This is a genomic window from Xenorhabdus kozodoii, assembly GCF_002632875.1.
GTDB classification, from domain to species: Bacteria; Pseudomonadota; Gammaproteobacteria; order Enterobacterales; family Enterobacteriaceae; genus Xenorhabdus; species Xenorhabdus kozodoii.
Genome location: NZ_NJCX01000015.1, coordinates 34,358 through 57,302, shown reverse-complemented (window position 1 = coordinate 57,302; position 22,945 = coordinate 34,358). Strand labels below are relative to the sequence as shown.

General features: G+C 39.6%; 22 protein-coding genes. 12 read left to right on the top strand and 10 right to left on the bottom strand.

The features are described 5' to 3' along the window. The first annotated feature begins 514 nt into the window (after nt 1–514). From Xkoz_RS11495 to trmL, 7 genes are all read left to right on the top strand, one after another. Nucleotides 515–1,153, top strand: coding sequence for a PIG-L deacetylase family protein (locus Xkoz_RS11495; protein ID WP_099142297.1), 639 nt, complete (start codon nt 515–517; stop codon nt 1,151–1,153). After that, on the top strand, nt 1,138–2,013 hold the full coding sequence (locus Xkoz_RS11490) for a UDP-3-O-(3-hydroxymyristoyl)glucosamine N-acyltransferase (protein ID WP_099142296.1): 876 nt from the start codon (nt 1,138–1,140) through the stop codon (nt 2,011–2,013). The genes Xkoz_RS11495 and Xkoz_RS11490 overlap by 16 nt, the downstream gene beginning before the upstream one ends. 7 nt (nt 2,014–2,020) lie before the next feature. Continuing rightward, complete coding sequence (locus Xkoz_RS11485) at nt 2,021–3,256, top strand: glycosyltransferase family 4 protein (protein ID WP_099142343.1); 1,236 nt, start codon at nt 2,021–2,023, stop codon at nt 3,254–3,256. Continuing rightward, the gene (locus Xkoz_RS11480) at nt 3,253–4,410 is read left to right on the top strand and encodes a DegT/DnrJ/EryC1/StrS family aminotransferase (protein WP_099142295.1); all 1,158 of its coding nucleotides are present in this window, start codon (nt 3,253–3,255) and stop codon (nt 4,408–4,410) included. Before Xkoz_RS11485 ends, Xkoz_RS11480 begins: the two co-directional genes overlap by 4 nt. Beyond that, nucleotides 4,411–5,022, top strand: a complete 612-nt coding sequence (locus Xkoz_RS11475; RefSeq protein WP_244183459.1) for a sugar transferase — start codon at nt 4,411–4,413, stop codon at nt 5,020–5,022. A 5-nt stretch (nt 5,023–5,027) separates the two neighbouring features. Further along, the gene (locus Xkoz_RS11470; RefSeq protein ID WP_099142294.1) at nt 5,028–6,902 is read left to right on the top strand and encodes a polysaccharide biosynthesis protein; all 1,875 of its coding nucleotides are present in this window, start codon (nt 5,028–5,030) and stop codon (nt 6,900–6,902) included. 103 nt (nt 6,903–7,005) lie between these two features. Further along, on the top strand, nt 7,006–7,509 hold the full coding sequence (gene trmL, locus Xkoz_RS11465; protein WP_099142293.1) for a tRNA (uridine(34)/cytosine(34)/5-carboxymethylaminomethyluridine(34)-2'-O)-methyltransferase TrmL: 504 nt from the start codon (nt 7,006–7,008) through the stop codon (nt 7,507–7,509). A 70-nt stretch (nt 7,510–7,579) separates the two neighbouring features. On the opposite strand, the gene cysE is transcribed toward trmL, so the two are convergent. The 4 genes from cysE to Xkoz_RS11445 all read right to left on the bottom strand — a co-directional run bounded on the left by cysE (nt 7,580) and on the right by Xkoz_RS11445 (nt 10,423). After that, entirely contained in the window at nt 7,580–8,401 is an 822-nt protein-coding gene (cysE, locus tag Xkoz_RS11460) for a serine O-acetyltransferase (RefSeq protein WP_099142292.1), read from the bottom strand. Nucleotides 8,402–8,420: 19 nt separating this feature from the next. Further along, nucleotides 8,421–9,440: an NAD(P)H-dependent glycerol-3-phosphate dehydrogenase gene (gene gpsA / locus Xkoz_RS11455; RefSeq protein ID WP_099142291.1), complete on the bottom strand. Its 1,020-nt coding sequence runs from the start codon at nt 9,438–9,440 to the stop codon at nt 8,421–8,423. Beyond that, nucleotides 9,440–9,910 carry a protein-export chaperone SecB gene (gene secB / locus Xkoz_RS11450; protein ID WP_099142290.1) on the bottom strand — a complete coding sequence of 157 codons (471 nt, stop codon included), beginning with the start codon at nt 9,908–9,910 and terminating at the stop codon, nt 9,440–9,442. The genes gpsA and secB overlap by 1 nt, the downstream gene beginning before the upstream one ends. Nucleotides 9,911–9,985: 75 nt before the next feature. Next, nucleotides 9,986–10,423 (bottom strand): rhodanese-like domain-containing protein, encoded by a 438-nt coding sequence (locus tag Xkoz_RS11445; protein ID WP_099142289.1) that lies wholly within the window; start codon nt 10,421–10,423, stop codon nt 9,986–9,988. A gap of 327 nt (nt 10,424–10,750) precedes the next feature. On the opposite strand from Xkoz_RS11445, the gene envC reads away from it, so the two are divergent. Then, on the top strand, nt 10,751–12,064 hold the full coding sequence (envC, locus tag Xkoz_RS11440; protein WP_099142288.1) for a murein hydrolase activator EnvC: 1,314 nt from the start codon (nt 10,751–10,753) through the stop codon (nt 12,062–12,064). Nucleotides 12,065–12,077: 13 nt separating this feature from the next. Continuing rightward, nucleotides 12,078–13,115, top strand: coding sequence for a divergent polysaccharide deacetylase family protein (locus tag Xkoz_RS11435; RefSeq protein ID WP_099142287.1), 1,038 nt, complete (start codon nt 12,078–12,080; stop codon nt 13,113–13,115). Here Xkoz_RS11435 and tdh read toward each other — a convergent pair. Together tdh and kbl are read right to left on the bottom strand one after the other, a co-directional pair. After that, nucleotides 13,112–14,137, bottom strand: a complete 1,026-nt coding sequence (gene tdh, locus Xkoz_RS11430; protein WP_099142286.1) for an L-threonine 3-dehydrogenase — start codon at nt 14,135–14,137, stop codon at nt 13,112–13,114. The genes Xkoz_RS11435 and tdh overlap by 4 nt on opposite strands. A 9-nt stretch (nt 14,138–14,146) precedes the next feature. After that, the gene (kbl, locus tag Xkoz_RS11425; protein ID WP_099142285.1) at nt 14,147–15,343 is read right to left on the bottom strand and encodes a glycine C-acetyltransferase; all 1,197 of its coding nucleotides are present in this window, start codon (nt 15,341–15,343) and stop codon (nt 14,147–14,149) included. Between the two features lie 294 nt (nt 15,344–15,637). Between kbl and rfaD the strand changes: the two genes are divergently transcribed. Genes rfaD through rfaC form a run of 3 tightly spaced genes read left to right on the top strand, consistent with a single transcriptional unit; the run spans nt 15,638 to nt 18,612 of the window. After that, nucleotides 15,638–16,576 (top strand): ADP-glyceromanno-heptose 6-epimerase, encoded by a 939-nt coding sequence (gene rfaD, locus Xkoz_RS11420; protein ID WP_099142284.1) that lies wholly within the window; start codon nt 15,638–15,640, stop codon nt 16,574–16,576. A 9-nt stretch (nt 16,577–16,585) separates the two neighbouring features. Continuing rightward, complete coding sequence (rfaF, locus tag Xkoz_RS11415) at nt 16,586–17,638, top strand: ADP-heptose--LPS heptosyltransferase RfaF (protein ID WP_099142283.1); 1,053 nt, start codon at nt 16,586–16,588, stop codon at nt 17,636–17,638. Continuing rightward, on the top strand, nt 17,638–18,612 hold the full coding sequence (rfaC, locus tag Xkoz_RS11410) for a lipopolysaccharide heptosyltransferase RfaC (RefSeq protein ID WP_099142282.1): 975 nt from the start codon (nt 17,638–17,640) through the stop codon (nt 18,610–18,612). Before rfaF ends, rfaC begins: the two co-directional genes overlap by 1 nt. Here the strand turns inward: rfaC and Xkoz_RS11405 are convergent. The 4 genes from Xkoz_RS11405 to Xkoz_RS11390 form a co-directional block, all read right to left on the bottom strand. Next, the gene (locus Xkoz_RS11405) at nt 18,592–19,479 is read right to left on the bottom strand and encodes a GNAT family N-acetyltransferase (protein WP_099142281.1); all 888 of its coding nucleotides are present in this window, start codon (nt 19,477–19,479) and stop codon (nt 18,592–18,594) included. The genes rfaC and Xkoz_RS11405 overlap by 21 nt on opposite strands. A gap of 149 nt (nt 19,480–19,628) precedes the next feature. Beyond that, nucleotides 19,629–20,708 carry a glycosyltransferase gene (locus Xkoz_RS11400; protein WP_099142280.1) on the bottom strand — a complete coding sequence of 360 codons (1,080 nt, stop codon included), beginning with the start codon at nt 20,706–20,708 and terminating at the stop codon, nt 19,629–19,631. A gap of 161 nt (nt 20,709–20,869) precedes the next feature. Continuing rightward, nucleotides 20,870–21,820: a polysaccharide deacetylase family protein gene (locus tag Xkoz_RS11395; protein WP_099142279.1), complete on the bottom strand. Its 951-nt coding sequence runs from the start codon at nt 21,818–21,820 to the stop codon at nt 20,870–20,872. Then, the gene (locus Xkoz_RS11390) at nt 21,817–22,914 is read right to left on the bottom strand and encodes a glycosyltransferase family 9 protein (protein WP_099142278.1); all 1,098 of its coding nucleotides are present in this window, start codon (nt 22,912–22,914) and stop codon (nt 21,817–21,819) included. Before Xkoz_RS11390 ends, Xkoz_RS11395 begins: the two co-directional genes overlap by 4 nt. Between the last annotated feature and the right edge of the window lie 31 nt (nt 22,915–22,945).

Here is a 22,945-nt window from a genome sequence, read left to right as displayed (position 1 = left end):
ATGGGTGACTTCGGTGAAAGAAACCAGGCTTACTTTAGGTGTCAGCATAAATACGATTATGCGCACGTTAAACACCCTCACTAAAAACGGATAACATTGGGATAGATCGTTAACAAAGATGCAATATTCATCTATGAACGAGATAAACAATGCTCTTTTTTTCAATATGTAAATCCATATCAAGAGATTGCCAAGAAACTAACACTCAATGGAAATCCGCAAACAACTTATCCGTGTATACTGAAAAACATTATTACAACTTGTTGAAGTTATGACCAAAGCATTAAAAAATTTAAGTAACTTTGGTTTTATTGAAAAAAAGGAACCACATTAAATTATGAACTTATAATTAATGCATTATAAACACTCTTACTGATAATAACTATCAAAACAAAATAGATTCAACAATAAATGCAATTATTCAAAATAACGATTAGTTGCTATAGTAAATATCTTTCTCAATCTCAAAATACCCTGTGACCTATAATCAACTGATATTAATTTGGAAATATAAATGAATCAAATTTTTCATAATGCTTTAGTTCTTGCACCTCATACAGATGATGGGGAGCTTGGTGCAGGAGGTTCTATAGCTAAATTAATCGAAAATGGCACAAACGTTACTTACGTTGCCTTCTCAACCGCAGAAGAATCTGTTCCTAAAGGAATGGCAAAAGATATATTAAAAACAGAAGTAAAGGCAGCAACACAAGCTCTAGGTATCAAAAGTGAAAATTTAATAATTTTTAGTTACCAAGTAAGAAAACTAAATTATGCTAGGCAAGAAATTCTAGAGAAGTTGATAGAAATAAGAAAAAATAATAATTTTGATCTTATTCTTATGCCTTCTCTAAAAGATATACATCAAGATCATACAACTATAGCCCAAGAAGGGCTTCGAGCTTTTAAAAACACCACCATACTAGGATATGAATTAATCTGGAATAATTTATCTTTTGACACTACTTGTTTTATAAAACTAGATAAACATCATATCCAGAAAAAAGTCTCAGCTCTACAAAAATATGAGTCACAAAAAAATAGAGATTATATGTCTGAAGATTTTATATTTTCTTTAGCAAGAACCCGTGGTGTTCAAATCGGAGCAAAATATGCTGAAAGTTTCGAGGTGATAAGATGTGTTATCAATTAAAAACTGATGTCTCTATAGAAATAATATGTAAAGAGCTAAATCTTTCTTATCGTGGAAACAATAGCCACATTACTAATGTATCTCCCATCAGTAATATTACTGAAGGAAGTCTTTCCTTTGTTAAAGGAAAAGTTGAGCTGTTAACTCCTGATGTTACACTAGTTTGCGATGAGTCTGATGTGAATTTTTTTAATGATAAAAAAACAAGATTCATAATTAGTAAAAACCCAAGATTAGATTTCATACGCATATTAAACTTTTTAGAAAAAAAGATTGGATTTAACCATTTTTCATTCCAATCAAAAATATGTCCAACTGTATCTATAGGCCATAACTCAATAATTGAAGATGGTTGTACTATCCATGAAAACGTAAAAATTGAACATAATGTGGTCATACATTCTGGAACAATTATAGGTGCTAACTCAAGAATAAGAGCAAATTCATCCATTGGAGGTGATGGCTTTGGATTTGAACGAACACAAGATGGTATACCTATTCGCTTTCCTCATTTAGGTGGAGTTATTATTGGAGAAAATGTAGAAGTTGGTTCTAATACATGTATTGCTAGAGGGACTCTCTCAAATACTATAATAGAAGATCATGTAAAAATTGATAACCTAGTTCATATAGCCCATAATTGCCATATAGGAAAAGGAACTTTCATTACTGCGTGTGCAGAAATTAGTGGGGGAGTAATTATTGGAAATAATGCATGGATTGGTCCAAACTCCTCAATCATCCAGAAAAAGAATATTGGCAACAATTCACTTATAGGTATTGGTGCCGTATTAACAAAAGATGTACCAGGCTCAACTGTTTTCGCTGGTAACCCAGCCAAAAAAATTCGGGATATATAAATATATTATGAACATATTATATATTAACCATTATGCTGGAAACCCTTATTATGGAATGGAGTTTAGACCATATTATTTAGCAAAAGAGTGGCTAAAACATGGACACAAAACAACTATATTGGCTTCTTCATTTTCTCATGTAAGATCTAAACAACCAGATGTAAAAAACAAGATAACAGAAGAAAACATTGACGGTATAAACTACATTTGGTATCCGACTAATAAATATGAAGGAAATGGATTTCTTCGTGTAATAAATATATTTTCGTTCCTACTACAAGTTTTCCTATCTAATAAAAAAGTCATTAATAAAATAAAACCTGACGTAATAATCGCCTCCAGTACATATCCACTAGATATTTGGGTTGCAAAATATCTAGCTAAAATACATAAAGCTAAACTAATATATGAAATCCATGATCTATGGCCATTATCACCAATAGAATTAGGAGGAATGTCTCCCAAACATCCATTTATGATTTTATGTCAATACGCTGAAAATAGTGCATATAAATATTCAGATGCTGTAATATCCATGTTACCTAAAATTCACCAATATGTTATAGAACATGGACTAGATATAAATAAATTGCATATTGTTCCCAATGGAGTTGTATGTTCTGACTGGGAAAATAGTAACTATAATAAAATACCTGATAATATTAGGTCAAAAATAAATACATTAAAAAGTAAAGGCTATACAATAGTTGGTTATGCTGGTTCTCATGGCATACCTAATGCATTAAGCCACTTAATAGAAGCGGCTGACTTATTAAGAGAGAAACCATTCCATTTTATTCTAGTTGGTTCTGGATTGGAGAAAAATAATATTTTAAAATATAAGAACTCACTCAATTTAGAAAATATCACTTTCTTTGAACCAATAACTAAAAAACAGATGCCAGATCTACTAACATTATTTGATATTAGTTATATAGGCGCTAATAAAACACCTATTTATCGTTTTGGTATATCTCCCAATAAACTAATGGATTATATGATGGCTGAAAATGTCATTTTAAGTTCCATTCAAGCCGGAAATGATCCCGTTGCAGATGCCGCTTGTGGACTAACTGTAGAAGCAGAATCATCTAAGGCTATTGCTGATGGCTTAATTAAATTAAGTGAATACTCTTTGGAAGAAAAACAACAAATGGGAAAAAATGGTAGAGATTATGTTCTAAATAACCATAACTATTCAGTGTTAGCCGATAAATTTTTACAAGTGATGAAAAAACTATGAACAATAAATTCCTTCCTTTTGCATTACCTGAAATTAATGAAGAAGAAATCAATGAAGTTGTTGATTCATTGAAAAATGGTTGGATTACAACAGGACCTAAAGCAAAAAAATTTGAACAAGATTTTGCTAGCTATTTAGGCGGTGATGTTGAAGCTATTGCAGTCAATTCAGCTACTGCGGGTCTACATTTAGCTCTAGAGGCAATAGGAATTAAACCAGAAGACGAAGTTATCGTTCCAACCTATACCTTTACAGCGACTGCCGAAGTAGTTCGCTATTTAGGTGCAAACCCTGTTTTTGTTGATTCCCTTCCTGATTCACTGAATATTGATCCCGAAGCAATTAGGAAAGCAATAACTTCCAAAACGAAAGCCATTATCCCTGTACATTTTGCCGGTTTATCTTGTGATATGGATGAAATAATCTCTATCGCTAAAGAATTTAATCTAAAAATAGTTGAAGATGCCGCCCATGCATTTCCAACCATCTACAACGGAAAAAAAATTGGTACATTAGATACGGACATTACTGTTTTTAGTTTTTACGCCAATAAAACAATGACCACTGCTGAAGGTGGTATGTTAGTTTCCCGTAATCCAGAAATCATAAAAAGAGCTAAAGTTATGCGTCTTCATGGTATTAGCAAAGATGCATTTGATCGATATCAATCCAAAACACCCGCATGGTACTATGAAGTTATAGAACCTGGATTTAAATATAATATGCCAGATATTTGTGCAGCAATTGGAATCCATCAGTTAAAGAAAATTGACCTCTTTCAGCAAAAAAGAGAGAAAATGGCAAAACTTTATGATAAAGAACTAAAAGATTTACCATTAATATTACCGACCAAACCTTTCAACTCAAATAATCAACATGCTTGGCATTTATACCCTATCCGTTTAAAAGATGAAGTCAAAATATCAAGAGATGACTTTATTATAAAGATGGCTGAAAAAAATATAGGCTGTTCAGTTCATTTTATTCCCCTTCATAAACATCCTATTTGGAAAAACACTTATTCATTATGTGATAAAGATTTTCCTATTGCAGAAAAAAACTTTTATAAAATAATTTCCATTCCTCTATATACAAAAATGACAAAAGATGATCAGATTAGAGTAATAAATGCAATAAAAGAGATTTTAGAGTAAATGAAATCAACATATATAATTTTCAAAAAACTTTTCGATTTCATTGCATCTTTTGTAGGAATAATTATTTTATCTCCTATACTAATATCTATCGCAGTATGGATTAAAATGGACTCGAAAGGGCCCATCTTTTTTCGTCAAAAGCGTATTGGGCAATACGGGAAGCCATTCTATATTCATAAATTTAGGAGTATGACATTAAATTCCGAACAAAAAGGACAACTTACTATCGGTAATGATTCTCGCATAACCAACTCCGGAAAATTTATAAGAAAATATAAATTAGATGAATTAGCACAACTCATTGATGTTATACAAGGTAAAATGAGTTTAGTTGGTCCTAGACCTGAAGTACCTAAGTTTATGGATGAATATTCACCAAAAATAAAAAAAGAGATATTATCAGTAAAACCAGGAATAACAGATCTTGCATCTATAGAAATGATAGATGAGAATGAAATATTATCTCAATACCCCAATCCTCATCAAGCTTATATTGACATAATTATGCCTATCAAGGCAAAATATTATCTAGACTATGTTAAAAACCAGTCATTTTTTCTTGATATCAAAATAATTTTTAAAACTATATATAAAATAATTTTCAGGTAACATTCATGAACGAGAGATTTTTTTTCAAAAAAGAAAGGTTACTAAAAACACTTTTATTAATGATTGCCGATATTGTGATGATAGCCTCTTCATATTGGATCGGCATGTGGCTACGTTTAGACAGAGAAGTTCCCATTCATAGTTTATTACATTGGTCTGTAATTATCTTAACAATACCATGTACACTTTTTATATTTGTAAAATTGGGATTTTACCGAGCAATATTAAGATATGTTAATATGAGTATCTTAAAGTGGGCTATTATTGGTTCATTTTTATCAGTTCTAGTTTTGATAGCATTTTCTTTATATCAACAAGCTTTCTTACCTAGAACAGTTCCAATTATCTACTTTTCTTTTTTAGTTATTTTTTTATGTGGAACTAGGTTTTTATACAGAACACTTCGTAATTATACTAGGAGTAAGGGAATCCCTGTTATTATATATGGTGCTGGAGAATCAGGAAGGCAACTATTGCCCATATTAAAAGAGCATCATGAGTTTGAGCCAGTAGCATTTATTGACGATAATTCAAAAATAAGAAATCTAAGTATTCATGGGATTATTGTTCACTCGCCCAGTTCAATCTTTAATCTAATCGAAAGATATAATGTAAAAAAAATATTACTTGCTATTCCCAGTGCATCTAACTCCGAAAGAAGGAGTATTATAGAGAAACTACAACAGACTCATTGTGAAATATTAACAATACCAAATTTCAATGAATTAGTAGACGGAACTGCTCAGATTGATACCCTAAGAAAAGTATCGATAGACGATCTTTTAGGAAGGGAACAAGTATCTCCATTACCAGAATTATTATCCAAAAATATTTTAAATAAGAATATCCTTGTATCTGGAGCAGGCGGATCAATTGGATCTGAACTGTGCCGTCAAATTATTCAACAAACCCCGAATTCTTTAGTCCTATTCGAACTAACAGAATATTCTCTTTATTCAATAGAAAGAGAGCTACAAAAAATCAATAAGGAAAAAAAACTCAATGTTGATATCATCCCTATATTAGGAGATATAAAAAACTCAGAAAAAATCAACAAAATCCTTAATAAATTTCATATTAACACCATTTATCATGCCGCAGCATATAAACATGTCCCTCTGGTTGAATTAAATACTATAGAAGGTATTCAAAATAATATATTTGGTACTCTAACTATTGCTCAAGCAGCCATTAATCAAAAAGTTGATAAATTTGTTCTAATATCAACAGATAAAGCAGTTCGTCCCACAAATATAATGGGAGCAACAAAAAGATTCGCTGAATTGATACTTCAAGCATTAGCTAAGCAGAATAAACATACCCAATTTTCCATGGTAAGATTTGGAAATGTGCTGGGTTCTTCAGGTTCAGTTGTACCTCTGTTTGAAAAACAAATAACTAATGGAGGTCCGATAACTCTTACCCATAAAGATATAACTCGATATTTCATGACAATTCCAGAGGCAGCTCAACTAGTTATTCAATCTGGGGCCATGGGAGTAAATGGTGATGTTTTTGTATTGGATATGGGAGAATCAGTAAGAATCTATGATCTTGCTGTTAAAATGGTAAATCTTTCAGGTTTAACAGTCAAAGATGAGAATAACCAAAATGGAGATATAGAAATAAAAGTGACAGGTCTTCGTCCTGGAGAGAAATTATATGAAGAATTATTGATAGGGAACAATGTCTTAGGGACAAATCACCCCAGAATCATGACGGCAAATGAAATCTACCTAGAATGGCCTGAACTTAATAAATTAATTCAACATCTTCAATCGGCTTGTAGTGAACGCGATTTAGAATCAATTCGTGAAGTATTGATCAATTCTCCTTTGGAATTCCAACCTAAAGATGAGATATGTGATTTATTAAAATAATTGCTTGCCATTTTCAATACTATTAGCGGTAGAAGCATCCAACTAAAAAATAAATTTCTATTCTCGAATAAACCACTATCATAATTTTCCCATTCGAAACACTATGCTAAACATCGTCCTATTCGAACCAGAGATTCCGCCTAATACCGGCAACATTATCCGCCTGTGTGCCAACACAGGCTGTCAACTCCATCTCATTCAGCCTTTGGGTTTTACATGGGACGACAAACGCTTGCGGCGTGCAGGGTTGGATTACCATGAGTTCGCTGATATCAAACAACACCACGATTACAATGCATTCTTGGAAAGTGAAGGGCTTAGTTCAGTCAATTCACCATCCCCTTCTGGGGCACGCCTGTTTGCTTTAACCACAAAAGGCACGCCGGCGCACAGTAATGTGAGTTATCGTGATGGTGATTACTTGATATTCGGCCCGGAAACCCGTGGCTTGCCGCCTTATGTGTTAGATAATATGCCGCCTGAACAGAAAATCAGGATCCCCATGCTGGCAGATAGCCGTAGCATGAACCTGTCCAATTCTGTTGCTGTGGTTGTGTTTGAAGCATGGCGGCAACTGGGGTATCCCGGTGCGTTATTACGGGATTAATATGTCACATTCAGCGCCTAATCCGCGCTGAATGTTTTCCTTATTGAACATGAAAAAAAGAGACAGAATTTCAAATCCCATCCCCATTCTCAAATCCATTATTGATGCCATTAAAATGCTGGTTCATATCCAGCGATGGCTTTTCACTTTCCGGTTTACCAACAATCCTCGCGGGTACGCCTGCCACTGTGGTATGGGGTGGAACCGATCTTAATACCACCGACCCTGCCCCAATTTTTGCGCCGCGGCCAATCTCGATATTACCGAGGATCTTGGCGCCCGCGCCAATCATCACCCCTTCACGCACTTTCGGATGACGATCCCCTACCGTTTTGCCCGTACCACCCAGCGTGACAGATTGCAGAATGGAGACATCATTTTCAACAATCGCTGTTTCGCCAATCACAATGCCAGTTGCGTGGTCTAGCATGATGCCACAGCCAATCTTCGCGGCAGGATGGATATCGACACCAAACGAAACGGAGATCTGGTTTTGTAAATAGATGGCCAATGCCTTGCGATCTTGTTTCCACAACCAGTGTGCAATGCGGTAAGCCTGTAGTGCATGGAAGCCTTTTAGGTAAAGCAGCGGGGTTGAATATTTATCTACTGCCGGATCGCGCAGCCTAACCGCTTTGATGTCACAGGCCGCCGATTCAATCATCTTGGGATCACTACGGTAGGCATTTTCAACGACTTCCCTGACTTCAATAGGCGGCATGATCGGTGAGGCCAGCTTGTTTGCCAACATATAACTCAGGGCACTACCCAGATTTTTATGCTTGAGCAGTGTCGCGTGAAAAAAACTGGCGAGCAGAGGCTCACAATCTGCCAGCGCCTTCGCTTCATTTTTTATATTTTTCCAGACTTCATTCAGTTCTGATAGCGACATATCAGCGTTCCCATTTTACTTAAGAGTGAGAGCCTTCTCCCTCATCTCTTGTAGCCCTTCCCAATAATGTTTGGGCAGCCTCAATCACATTTTTATTGCAGTACAGTATCTGGTAAATCTGCTCTGTGATCGGCATTTCAACCCCTGTTCGTCCTGCCAAGGCACGAACTTCTTTCGTATTGCGGTATCCTTCAACAACTTGCCCAATCTCGCGCTGCGCTTCATCAACATCGATACCTTTTCCCAGCATCATGCCAAAACGACGGTTACGGGATTGGTTATCCGTGCAGGTTAAAACTAAGTCACCTAATCCAGCCATTCCCATGAAGGTAGAAGGATCAGCCCCCAATGCCACGCCAAGGCGGCTCATCTCCGCCAATCCTCGGGTGATCAATGCCGTGCGGGCATTTGCCCCAAATCCCATACCATCAGAGATCCCTGCACCAATAGCAATAACATTTTTTATTGCCCCGCCGAGCTGTACCCCAATAAAATCTGGGTTTTTGTAGACCCGAAAACTTTTACCACAATGGAAAAATTGTTGCAGTTCTTCGCCAAATTCCGGTGTCGTGGCGGAAACCGCAATCGCTGTGGGTAAACCTGCCGCTAGCTCTTTCGCAAATGTCGGGCCAGAAACGACAGCCAAGGGGATTTTATTGCCCAATATCTCACGGGCGACATCTTGTAATAAACGCCCGGTTTCCGCTTCAAGCCCCTTGGTCGCCCAAACAATACGGCTAGCTTGCTGTAAATGGGGCTTTATCTGCTGTAAAACATCGCCAAAAACATGGCTGGGAACCACGATCAGAATATTACGGCTGGCTGAAACCGCACTTTTCAGATTGGGTTCAAGCTGTAGGCTATCAGGAAAAGAAACATCCGGTAAAAATGTCTGGTTACAACGCGCTTGTTGCAAGGCATCGATGTGCGCAGGGTTATGTCCCCAAAGCACAACTTCATGCTCATTGCGAGCCAAAGTAATGGCTAAAGCGGTGCCGTATGAACCGGCACCGATCACTGTCATAGAAGCAGTATTCATTATGCTTCCTGTACAGCCTCATTAGACTGAGGTTCAGTCTGCTGTTGCAAGTAGTTCATAAACAGCGCATCAAAGTTAACCGGCGCCAGGTTCAGTTGTGGGAAAGTACCACGACTCACCAGGCTGGTGATGCATTCACGGGCATACGGGAACAGGATGTTCGGGCAGTATGCACCTAAGCAATGCGCCAGTTGGGTTCCTTCAAGTCCATCGATAGAGAAAATACCGGCTTGCTGAACTTCACACAGAAACGCGGTTTCTTCTTCCAGTGCCGCGGTCACGGTCACGCGCAGAACAACTTCATAAACACCCTGAGCCAATTCACTGGAAGCGGTGTCCAGATCCAATTTAACTTCCGGCTGCCAATCCTGCTGGAAAACCTGCGGGGCTTTTGGGGCTTCGAAAGAGATATCTTTCGTGTAAATACGCTGGATCTGGAAAGCCATTTCTGTGTTGTTTTGTTCTGACATAATAATATTTACCTTTTTCAGATGTCCTTATTAAACTTTCAATCATGCAAGCATACTTGCTTGCACCTCAGTTCGTTATTTCTTGCCGCGAGCCAATGGCAGATTTTCACCCGCCCAACCCGCAATGCCTTCTTTCAGGGAATAGACCTGCTCAAAGCCCAAACGAACCAGATTTTCTGCTGGTGTCCTGGATTCCAGCCCATTCGCTGAAACGACGATAACAGGCTGTTTTTTATGCTTCTCCAACTCACCCACATTATTGTCTTTAATTTCAGACGGCGTCAGGTTAACGGAGCCAATAATATGCCCTTTGCGGAAATCGTCACGGGAGCGTAAATCCACGACGACAGCGTCTTCCTTGTTAATAAAATGGATGGCTTGAGCACGGGTGATCTCTTTACTCTTGGAGAACACACTTTTTACCGTCATGACAATGACAGCCACCAGCAATGCAATCCAGACGAGGCTCAGGATCGTGTTCCGGCTAATAAATTGCATGATTTCTTGCAGCATGGAGGGCAACAACTCCCGTTAGTTAATCACAAATATCTAAGGTGGAGAGTATACCTGTGTGTTGCCTCAATTACAGCCAATTAGCATCAATCCAATGTAGATTTTGCGGAGAGTTTCGAGAAAAATTAAAAATCCTCCGATAACAACTTGATTGTAATGCATCATTGAAATATTTCATGTAACACTATATCAGGACAGGATCTTCAACAATAAATGAACTAAATTAACTAAAACTTATATTAATGATAAAAAACAGGCGGTTCTCTGGTCAGGGGAAATTCCTCATGAAATAATCAGGCGCTATGTGGCAGCAGGATACCCAATAAGATGACTGAAAATAAGGATCTCAAGAGTCGTAAGATTCGGCAGCAACAGTATAAATGTCCAAATAAAATCAGAGCGTTACAGCTTTTCGCCTTGCTGTTCACTTTTTTCAGTTTCAGTATAAATACTTTCGCTAATCAAATTTCCGAGAATAAAAACCAACTCAAAGATATTCAGTTGGATATTGCCGAGAAAGAAAAAAGCGTAAAACAGCAACAAAAACAACGCACCGACCTGCTAAGCCAATTAAAAGAACAAGAAGGGACTATCTCAGAGGTGGGGCGTTCGCTGCACACGACACAGACACGTCTGAATAAACTCGAAAACGAAGTTTCATCGTTAAATGCCAATATCAAACGCCTGCAAATGCAACAAAATGAACAACATCAATTGCTTGCCAATCAACTGGATGCGGCATTTCGGCAAGGAAATCACCAAGGGTTAGAGTTGTTGCTCAACGGACAGGAGCGTCAACGCAAGGAACGTATTCTTGCCTATTACAGTTACTTGAATCAGGCTCGTCAGGAAACTATCGCCAAGCTGCAAACCACAACCGAAGAACTGAACCAACAAAAAAAGCTGCAACTGGAAAAACAAAATGAGCAGAAAGCAATACTGACCAGCCAAAAACAGCAAAAACAAAAAATGGAAATTGCCCGTACTGCCCGGCAAAAAACCTTGACGTCCCTTGAATCTTCATTGAAAAAAGATCAACAGAGCTTAACTGAGCTTCGGCAGAATGAAACCCGATTACGGAACAAGATTGCCCAAGCCGAGCGGGAAGCTAAGGCGCGCGCCGAGCGTGAGGCACGAGAAGCGGCTCGCGTTCGCGCCCAGGTTGCCGCTAAGCAGAAACAGGCGAAACAAAAAGGCGCTAGCTACAAACCAACAGAAGCAGAACGTGCGCTTATGGCGCGAACTGGCGGCCTTGGTCGCCCTGCCGGACAAGCAATTTGGCCGGTACGCGGTCGCGTTATCCATAATTTCGGCGAGCCAATACAAGGCGAGCTTCGCTGGAAAGGGATTGTTATCTCAGCCGCGGAAGGGACAGAGGTTAGGGCAATCTCCGATGGGCGAGTCTTACTGGCAGACTGGCTGCAAGGCTATGGCCTGGTTGTCGTGATCGAACACGGTAAAGGCGATATGAGTATTTATGGTTATAACCAGAGTACCTTGGTCAGTGTTGGACAACAGGTTCGGGCAGGCCAGCCAATCGCGCTGGTCGGAAGCAGCGGAGGGCAACAACAACCTTCATTGTATTTTGAAATCCGCCGCCAGGGCCAGGCGGTTAACCCACTGCCGTGGTTAGGGAAATAGGGTAAGCGCAATAATGGTAGGGTATCGATTAAGAAAGCGGGTTAATGCACAGGCTCTTTTACCTTGGTCACTGTTATTTTTGACATTATTGTTGCTGACTTTAAAGGCACAAGCTGCACGTTTAGCCATCGTCATTGATGATGTTGGCTATCGTGTGAGTGAAGACAATCAGATCTTACAAATGCCGGTTGCGGTTTCTATCGCCATCCTGCCCAACTCCCCCTATGGCAGGAAAATGGCGGAAAAAGCCTATCAGCAAGGGCGGGAGATTTTAATTCACCTGCCGATGGCGCCATTAGGCAGGCAACCACTGGAAAAAAACACGCTGCATCCCACCATGAGCAGGGAAGAAATTGACCGTATTATTCAAGATGCGATACAAAAAGTGCCTCATGCCGCGGGTATGAATAACCATATGGGCAGCGCAATGACTTCCAATCTCAGTGGTATGGAAAAGGTCATGCAGGCGTTATCCCATCATCACCTCTATTTTCTGGACAGTGTGACCATTGGTAATACACAAGTCACCAAGGCGGCGATCGGGACGCCTGTTCCTGTGATCCGTCGAAATGTGTTTTTGGATAATATTCAAACCGAAGCCGAAACACGGCATCAACTTAACCGTGCGATCGCCCTTGCCCGCAAGCGAGGCTCTGCCGTTGCCATTGGACACCCACATCCCACGACCCTACGCGCCTTACAGCAAGCACTTGCCCTATTACCCAGCGATATAGAATTGGTGACACCCGGTATGTTATTAACCAAAAGTGATCACCCAACTGTGCGCAAATGCATAAAGCCCCCTGTGCCAGAACCCGCACCCGCAACCCAGTTGGATTACCTTAAAAGAGTAAAAGAGGCCTTATCTGGCAATGTCATCTTTAATACCTTAAGCCGGCATCTGCAAAAACTCTGGGGTCACCCTTCGCCACAAAAAACCTCAAATGCCAAGCCAGCAACGGAAAACAAAGCGGCAAATAAAACACAATCGCCACCAAAAGCCGATCAAACAGGCGCCCAAAAAGCGAAAGACGCCTGTGTTAATCGTTAATCCCAATTTAAGATAACTTTACCCGATTGCCCTGAACGCATAATATCAAAGCCTTGCTGGTAATCCTCAACCGAAAATTGGTGAGTGATAATCGGGGACAAATCCAGGCCAGATTGGATCAGAGCCGCCATTTTGTACCAAGTTTCGAACATCTCACGCCCGTAGATGCCCTTGATAAATAACCCCTTAAAGATGACCTGGTTCCAGTCTATCGCCATATCCGAAGGCGGGATCCCCAACAGGGCAATACGCCCCCCGTGGTTCATGGTATTGAGCAGAGTACGGAACGCTGACGGTGCCCCTGACATCTCCAACCCCACGTCAAAACCTTCTGTCATTCCCAGTTCGGCCATGACGTCAGCCAGGTTTTCTTTACTGACATTCACCGCACGGGTCACCCCCATTTTGCGAGCCAGCTCAAGGCGGTATTCATTGACATCCGTAATCACGACATAACGGGCACCAACGTGTTTACACACCGCGGCGGCCATTATCCCGATCGGGCCTGCGCCGGAGACCAGTACATCTTCCCCGACCAGATCAAAAGAGAGCGCAGTGTGTACGGCATTGCCAAAGGGATCAAAAATTGCCGCCAGCTCATCGGGTATATTGTCTGGAATTTTAAAGGCATTAAAGGCGGGAATCACCAGATATTCCGCAAAGGCACCTTCACGGTTCACACCAACGCCGGTGGTATTGCGGCATAAATGTGTACGCCCACCCCGGCAGTTACGGCAGTGACCACACGTGATATGACCTTCGCCGGAGACACGATCACCTATCTTGAACCCTTTAACTTCCTGACCAATCGCAACGATTTCACCAACATATTCGTGCCCCACCACCATCGGAACCGGGATCGTTTTTTGAGACCAATCATCCCAGTTATAGATGTGAACATCTGTCCCACAAATGGCCGTCTTACGGATTTTAATCATCACATCGTTGTGCCCAAGTTCCGGCATGGGCACATCTGTCATCCAGATACCTGCTTCTGGCTTTAATTTAGACAACGCTTTCATCATGATCTCTTAAGCAATGACATTTAATTGCTTGCCAATGCGTATAAATGCAGCCACGACACGTTCAATTTGCTCTTCCGTATGGGCGGCTGAGATCTGGGTGCGGATACGCGCCTGGCCTTTAGGAACAACCGGGTAGAAGAACCCAATCACATAGATGCCTTCTTTCAACAGCTCTGCGGCGAATTCCTGCGCCAGTTTCGCGTCCCCCAGCATCACAGGGATGATGGCATGATCAGCCCCCGCCAGCGTGAAACCGGCAGCCGTCATTTTTTCCCGGAACAAGCTCGCATTTTTCCAGAGACGCTCACGGAGATCATCCCCATTTTTCAGCATGTCCAGCACCTTGATGGATGCCGCGACAATGGCGGGTGCCAGCGAATTGGAAAACAGGTATGGGCGTGAACGCTGGCGCAGCCATTCAACAACCTCTTTACGTGCAGCGGTATAACCACCCGATGCACCACCCAGCGCCTTACCCAGCGTACCGGTGATGATGTCGACACGCCCCATAACATCACAGTATTCATGGGTGCCACGGCCGTGCTTGCCAACAAAGCCAACTGCATGTGAATCATCCACCATGACCAGAGCACCAAACTCATCAGCCAAATCACAGAGGGATTTCAGATCAGCAATCACGCCATCCATTGAAAATACCCCGTCAGTGGCAATCAGGATATTTTGTGCACCTTCTGCTTTTGCCTTTTCCAACTGCGCCCTTAATGCTTGCATGTCATTATTGGCATAGCGATAACGCTTGGCTTTACATAAACGGATGCCATCAATGATGGAGGCATGGTTCAAGGCATCAGAGATAATGGCATCTTCTGGCCCAAACAGCGTTTCAAAGAGTCCGCCGTTTGCATCAAAACACGAGGAATAGAGGATGGCATCTTCCATCCCTAAAAATTCAGCAATCTTATTTTCTAATTCTTTATGGGAATCTTGCGTACCACAGATAAAACGAACGGATGCCATGCCAAAACCGTGACTCTCCATACCCGCTTTTGCAGCCGCGATCAGGTCAGGGTGATTGGCCAAGCCTAAGTAGTTATTGGCGCAAAAATTAATGACCTGATGACCATCTGCAACAGCAATATTAGCATCCTGGGCAGAAGTGATGATCCGCTCGCTTTTGAATAACCCTTCAACACGAGCTTGCTCCAACTGTTCATTAATTTTTTGATAAAACGATGCTGACATTTTTCTCTCCTGAGTCCCTAACTAAGTGAAAGGCGTGGTGTATTTTACTGATAGAACCTGCCAGTGACGACACGACCCGCAGGATAATCTTAACTTTGCAAGGTTGATCACGATCCAGAGTCTGGCATACCACAAGATCCCCATTGATTGCCTTATTTAAGCTGCTGTCGTCAGTAGGGTTAAGTGCTATGATACGCAGCAAAGATGACCCAATAGGCTACAAGTTGCAGTCATAAGGCTGTGATTGGCGTAAATCTGGGTATAAAGTGAACTGACTATTTAGAGGTGAGCCAAATGATTATTGTCACTGGTGGCGCAGGGTTTATTGGCAGCAATATTGTCAAGGCACTGAATGACGAAGGCTATAAGGATATTCTGGTTGTTGATAACCTAAAAGATGGCACAAAGTTCGTCAATTTGGTTGATTTGGATATCACCGATTATATGGATAAGGAAGATTTCGTCGCCAGCATCGTCGCGGGTGATGATTTAGGTGACATTGATGCTATTTTCCATGAAGGTGCTTGCTCATCCACAACTGAATGGGATGGTAAGTATATGATGGACAATAATTATCAGTATTCCAAAGATGTGCTGCATTATTGTCTTGAGCGTCAAATTCCCTTCCTGTACGCCTCTTCTGCCGCGACTTATGGTGGGCGCAGTGACAATTTCATTGAAGAGCGTCAGTATGAAAAACCGCTTAATGTTTATGGCTATTCCAAGTTCCTGTTTGACCAATATGTTCGTGATATTTTGCCCCATGCAGATTCCCAAATTTGTGGTTTCCGCTATTTCAATGTTTACGGGCCACGCGAAGGTCATAAAGGCAGCATGGCGAGTGTCGCCTATCATTTAAACAACCAGATCCACCAAGGACAAAACCCGAAGTTATTCGCGGGTAGTGAGAATTTCTGCCGCGATTTTATCTACGTCGGTGATGTTGCTGCGGTCAATCTGTGGTTCTGGAAAAATGGCATTTCGGGTATTTTTAACTGCGGAACCGGCCGCGCTGAATCTTTTCAGGCGGTTGCCAATGCGGTGACTGAATTCCATCAAGAAAAATCCCCGGTTGTGGAATACATTGATTTCCCAGAAAAATTAAAAGGCCGTTATCAAAGTTTTACTCAAGCAGATCTGACAAAACTGCGGGCGGCGGGCTATCAACAACCGTTCAAAACGGTCGCCGAAGGTGTCGCTGAATATATGCAATGGCTGAATCAGGATAATTAATCGACTTGTATGAAGATATTGGTGATCGGCCCATCATGGGTAGGTGACATGATGATGTCACAAAGCCTTTACCGGACTTTAAAAGACTTGCACCCCAATGCAGAGATTGATGTGATGGCACCCGCATGGTGCCGACCATTGCTGGCAAAAATGCCAGAAGTGCATCTGGCATTGGCTATGCCGCTTGGTCACGGTGCCCTTGCCTTGGGTGAGCGCCGACGCCTTGGGCTGGCATTACGTGAAAATCGATACGATCGTGCTTACGTATTGCCCAACTCATTGAAATCTGCGCTGGTGCCTTTCTTCGCCAATATCCCGCTACGTACAGGCTGGCGCGGTGAAATGCGTTACGGGCTACTGAATGATATCCGCATCCTAAATAAAAGTGCTTTTCCACTCATGGTGCAACGCTATGCCGCTCTCGCTTATGAAGGGAAAGACATGCGTAGCGCCGATGATCTTCCACAACCTTTGTTATGGCCACGGCTCAGTGTCAATGACGAAGAGATGGCGGAATCCACCTCAGCTTTCAATATTACTGATCACCGCCCTATGATTGGCTTTTGCCCTGGTGCCGAATTCGGCCCCGCCAAGCGCTGGCCACATTATCACTATGCTGCCCTTGCCGAACAGTTAATTACCCAAAAAGGCTATCAAATTTTGCTGTTTGGCTCTGACAAAGATCACCAAGCAGGTGAAGATATTCGTGCACTTTTAAGCGAGGATGCCCGTGAAGATTGCTTTAATCTGGCCGGAAAAACCTCACTTGAACAAGCAGTCAATATTATCGCAGCCTGTGATGCCATCGTCACAAACGACTCAGGTTTGATGCATATCGCGGCAGCCTTAAACCGCCCTCTGGTGGCATTATATGGTCCAAGTAGCCCGGATTTTACCCCGCCGCTCTCAAATAAGGCCGAAGTGATCCGCCTGATTACGGGTTATCACAAAATCAGAAAAGGCGACCACGAAGGCGGCTATCATCAAAGCCTTATTGATATTCAACCTGAACGGGTTCTCTCTTCATTAGAAAAATTGCTACAGGCGGAGAGCCAAAAATAATGCGTGTTTTATTGGTAAAAACATCTTCGATGGGGGATGTGTTACATACTCTGCCGGCATTAACGGATGCAAAACAGCAATTCCCTGACATCCAATTTGATTGGGTGGTAGAAGAAGGATTTGCCCAAATCCCAACCTGGCACAATGCTGTTGAAAATGTGATCCCCGTTGCTATCCGCCGCTGGCGAAAAAATTGGTTCAGAAAAGATATCCGTGAAGAACGGGCACAATTTAGGCAACAACTGCGACAGAACCAATATGACGCCATCATTGATGCGCAAGGTCTGCTAAAAAGTGCTTTTTTGGTCACCCGACTGGCACACGGCCCAAAGCATGGTTACGACCGAAAAAGCATCCGTGAGCCAATTGCCAGTTTTTTCTACGATCACTGTCACACTATCAGCCAACAACAGCATGCCGTTGAACGCATTCGCGCGTTATTTGCTGATAGCTTGGGCTATAAAAAACCGCCAGCGCAAGGTGATTACGGCATTGCCCGTCATTTTTTACATCAGCCATGTCGCCAGCATGATTATCTGGTTTTCCTCCATGCAACAACGCGCGATGAAAAACACTGGCCTGAAAATCATTGGCGGCAGCTTATCACTGCTATTCAGGCAACGGGTATACGCATAAAACTTCCCTGGGGTGCAGAGCATGAATATCAGCGGGCGTTAAGGCTGGCAGAAGGGTTTCCCCATGTTGATGTACTGCCAAAACTGGCCCTTTCTGAAGTTGCTCACGTTCTCGCGGGGGCACAAGCCGTGGTTTCCGTTGATACAGGATTAAGCCATCTTACCGCAGCACTAGATCGACCCAATATTACGCTATTTGGGCCGACTGATCCTGGTTTGATCGGGGGATATGGCCAAGAGCAACATCCCCTGAAATCAACGGATAATACGATGCCAGGTATTACGCCAGAAGAGGTTATGTTGCTCTTACAGAACACGTTAAAAAAGCACTCTGCCTAGTGGCAATGTTTCACACCAACGATTTTTGTATTCAAGTGTTGGGTTACCCAATGAATAACGCAGGGTTTTGTCTCGTTGTTGACACAGTGCCTTTGCTTCCTGGATATTCGCCCACATCAAGATACTGCCAACACTGAGATGGGCATATTCAGGATCATAACCACCATTAATGGCATCAAAAGAAACCCATTTAGGGCTGTCTGCCCACAGGACAAAATCGTAAGCACAAGGTTTACCATTAATCAGCAATACATTGCCAAATATATGCTCACGAAGCTCGGTGTACATTTCAAGGAGAGACTTTCTTTGCTCTTCAGAGTGACTAAAATTCCAACGTTTTTGGTACAGATCGATATAAATATCCACCAGATCTTCCGCACGGAATTCACTTGAAGGACGAATTTCTCCTCCTGCCCGCTTAAATTTGTTGATCTCATTACTGCGATTACGACGGGTTTTATAAGAAAAACTGTCTTTGATTAGGCAAATCTTTCGTTTACTCAATAGAGAATTGAAGCTGGCATTAATAAAATTATTTTTATGTATTGGTGATAATCTCTTTGATTTTACTGGTAAAAATAGTTTTGCATCTTCCGCAACAGGGAAAATAATTTCATCATATGAAATTGGATACCTGTCTTGCATCTCCTCAACTAATTTATTGTTTTCACAGGAAAAAAATGCACCTTTAATTGCACTTCCTGTTTTTTTGATATAAAAGCAAAACTGCCCATCAAGATGTTTATTCAAAAAAGATATAATATTAGGGTGTGTTAATGTGCATCCCCCAAAATGAGCATAGGCTTCTTTATACTGCTCAAGATTACATTCTTTCCATCCTGAAAAAAGTATTTTTAATTTTTCCATAATTCATTCCCCATAAAAATCTATATCACTAAAATCAAACAAATAAACAAATTAGCCTCTTATATATTAAAATCTCTAGAAAAGAAAAGATAAAAAAGTTTCGTATTTCATCAAAAAACACCACATTTAATTTATAGAAAAATCAAGAATTACTCTTCCGTAATATTTAATATCGATTTTACCTTCAAAATATACTTATCATCATAAATGTCATTGATTGTATTTTTGATTTCATTATATCCTGGGAATTCATTTTTCGAAATTACATTTTGCAATATATAAGATAATTTCAGGACATCTCCAACTGGGTATAATTCACCATTTCTGTATGGTTTTATAATGTCAGTTGTTCCTGTTTGACAATCTGAGCTAATACAATAAATACCATAAGAAATAGCCTCTCCTAAAACCATAGGGAATCCTTCATTTTTTGAAGTTAAAAGTAATGCCGAAACTTCAACAACCTTTCTTTGAACGAAATCCCAAGGATTTTTAATCCAGCCATGCCAAAATATATTCTTACTAAGATTTAAATTATCTGATAATTTTTCTAAAAAAATCATATCTTCAGACGCACCTGTACCAATTATATGTAGTTCCCAATCACCTCTTACCATAGCTAATGCATTGAACATTTCTTGCAAGTTTTTTCCTTCTTTTGCAAGAATACGCCCTATAAAAATGAATTTCGTTACATTATTAGGCCTTAATATTATTTCCTCTTTCTTTTCAAATGGATTAAATATAGTAAAAATCTTTTCTTTACTAACCCCGTTATTAATAAGATATTCTGTATTTCCATTGCTGATGGATAAATGATTTTCTGATTTTAATACAAACTTTGCTTTATATGCAGAAAAAAGAGACAAATGTATCCATGAAAAAGTTTTTACTTTTCCAAAAGCTAACTTATTAGCAATATTAGAAATATAACAACTAATAGCATCAATTGATATTATAACATCTGGTCTTTGTTTCTTAATTATTCTAGATAACTTATATGAAAATATATATCTACGTAAAGGCGTATTTTTTTGATAACACTCTAATATACAATAAGTTATATTTTCCAACCAATCATGATTGTTTTCTTTCCTCTCCTGTTTAAGAAAGACAAAGTTTATATCTGAACATCTATTTAATAGATTATACAATTTCTTACATACAGTTTCTGTTCCACCTAATCCTCCAAGTTCAAAGCCAACTATCATTATTTTTTTTGTAGGCATAACATATCTCAATAAATTAATATTTGTAAAGAATTATTCATTATATGAATAGAATAAATTAAAAACACAACACCTCGTTCAATAAATAAACTCTTCGTTTTTCCTTAAGAAACTACTGTTGAATTTACATATAAGAAATATGAACTTATCTCTTTATTTTTTCATTTCAAATTATAATATTCTACCAATGTCATTCCTTGAACCAAAGGTTTTAGAAAATTAAACAACTCCTCCAGATCTTGATAAAGCAATTCAATTTGTTCTTCATCCTTAAACGTTGGGCTACCGCCAGGCATAAACTCAGATGAATGCAACATAAATTCAACATAATCACTGCCATTCGTTAAAGTCTGTTGAACTACCGTTTTCATCTGCGCCAAATTTCCACCTTTCGGTCTCAACCAATTAACGGATGGGGAACGCTGTTTTCCTCTCAATCGATCATATTTCTGTTTAATAAAATTCATCATTCCAGAGTGCTTATATTGAATACTCATCGGTACTTGTAATAACGAAGAATCCCCTTCTTTGGAAATATCTTGCAAATCCATAAAATAAGCATGATCAGGAAAATGGCGATAATCGGTTCCACCCTTTCCATTAGGATCACCCTTGGTAAAGTTCCAGTTAACTTTTGGTGTCACAGAACAATCTACTTGATAACCATATTCAACCAATAATTGAGCATAATATTCATTAAACGCCCAACGACCAGCACGGTGGCTTAACATTTTAGTCTGGAGCTTATCTTCCAAAAGATGAGTCATTAAATCAATTTTTGCTTTGATTTGATCTTTAGGATACTCAATCAGATAGGGTTTATAGCCCATATCATCATCAGTAAGAGGGATAATCGGTGGGCTATTCCAGGCATGCAAATGCATACCAATTTCACCGGTATTTCTGGCTATCACATCCTTGGCAAATTCGATATAACCCTCATCCATTGCCATTTCATAGTTCGTTAGCCAAACAGGTTTGAAGCCAAAACGTTCACACAAGCTCTGAAATCTTGGTAAGAACTGCGTATTTTTAGTAGAAATTTTCCCACTGTTTTGCCAAAGGTTATCGCCTTCAGTATCAATTGTGATAATAAATGCAGATTTATTCATGATAAGTCCAGCCTAGTTAAGAAGAAATCTATCTTATCCAAGATAGCCTGTAGTGGTATTTCGCTAATCTTACTATTGATTTTCTTTTGAGTTAACTGGATAGCATTTTTATTTCCTGGGCTCCATACATTATTGTTGACAAAATTTCCATGTTTGTCATTTCCATATAGTGCGATTGTATTTTTTTCGTATGCTGCGGCTACATGTACAATTGATGTATCTGGTGAGATAACCAAATCAGAATATTTTATAATTTCCACTGCCGAAAGGAAATCATCAAATGGGTTAATTATACATCCATTTAAATATGAAAGATCATTCAACTTATTAGATTTCCCAACTAATATAATATTGGCTGATGGATAGGATTCAATAATATGGGATGTTATTCCTACCAACTGTTCTTTTGAAAGATCTCTTTTTTCTTCCGCAGAAAAAGGATTAATAACAATGGTTGATTTCCCAGGGAGTTTTACATAAAAATCATAAACTTTATCCTGGATAGACTTCGGAACATGTATGTCATATTGTATATTAAAAGCAGGAATACCCATATTATTCATAAGAGTTTTATATCGTTCAGTAATATGAGATTCATATTGAAAATATTTTATATTTTTATTATATATATTTACTTTATCCTTATTGAATCCTAATATATTTCTAGCATTAACAAGCCGTATAAATAATAAATAAATAACAGAGAGTTGATCTCCCATGTCAATGACAAGATCATAATTTTCTTTTTTTAATGTCAATCCAAGTTTTATTATTTCTTTAGTTGCATCCGGGTAAAAATAAACCTTATCTATATATGGATTATTCTCAATAACGCAATAATTGGAGCGACCTGATAATACATGTAATTCAAATCCATTCTCAGATAATGCTCTGAATACAGAAGTAGAAACGATCATATCACCAATTTTATTATCATCACGCAAGAAAAGAACCTTTTTTATACAATCAACATTGTATTCACTCCTCTTCCATGTATCAATAAAAATTTTAGCAAAATTAAACTTCACTTTTTTTAAAAAATAATTTTTCCTTCTATTTATTTCGCGTAATTTTTTTAATTTTTTATTATTCATTAAAATATCTCAAAGACTAATGCTAGCAATA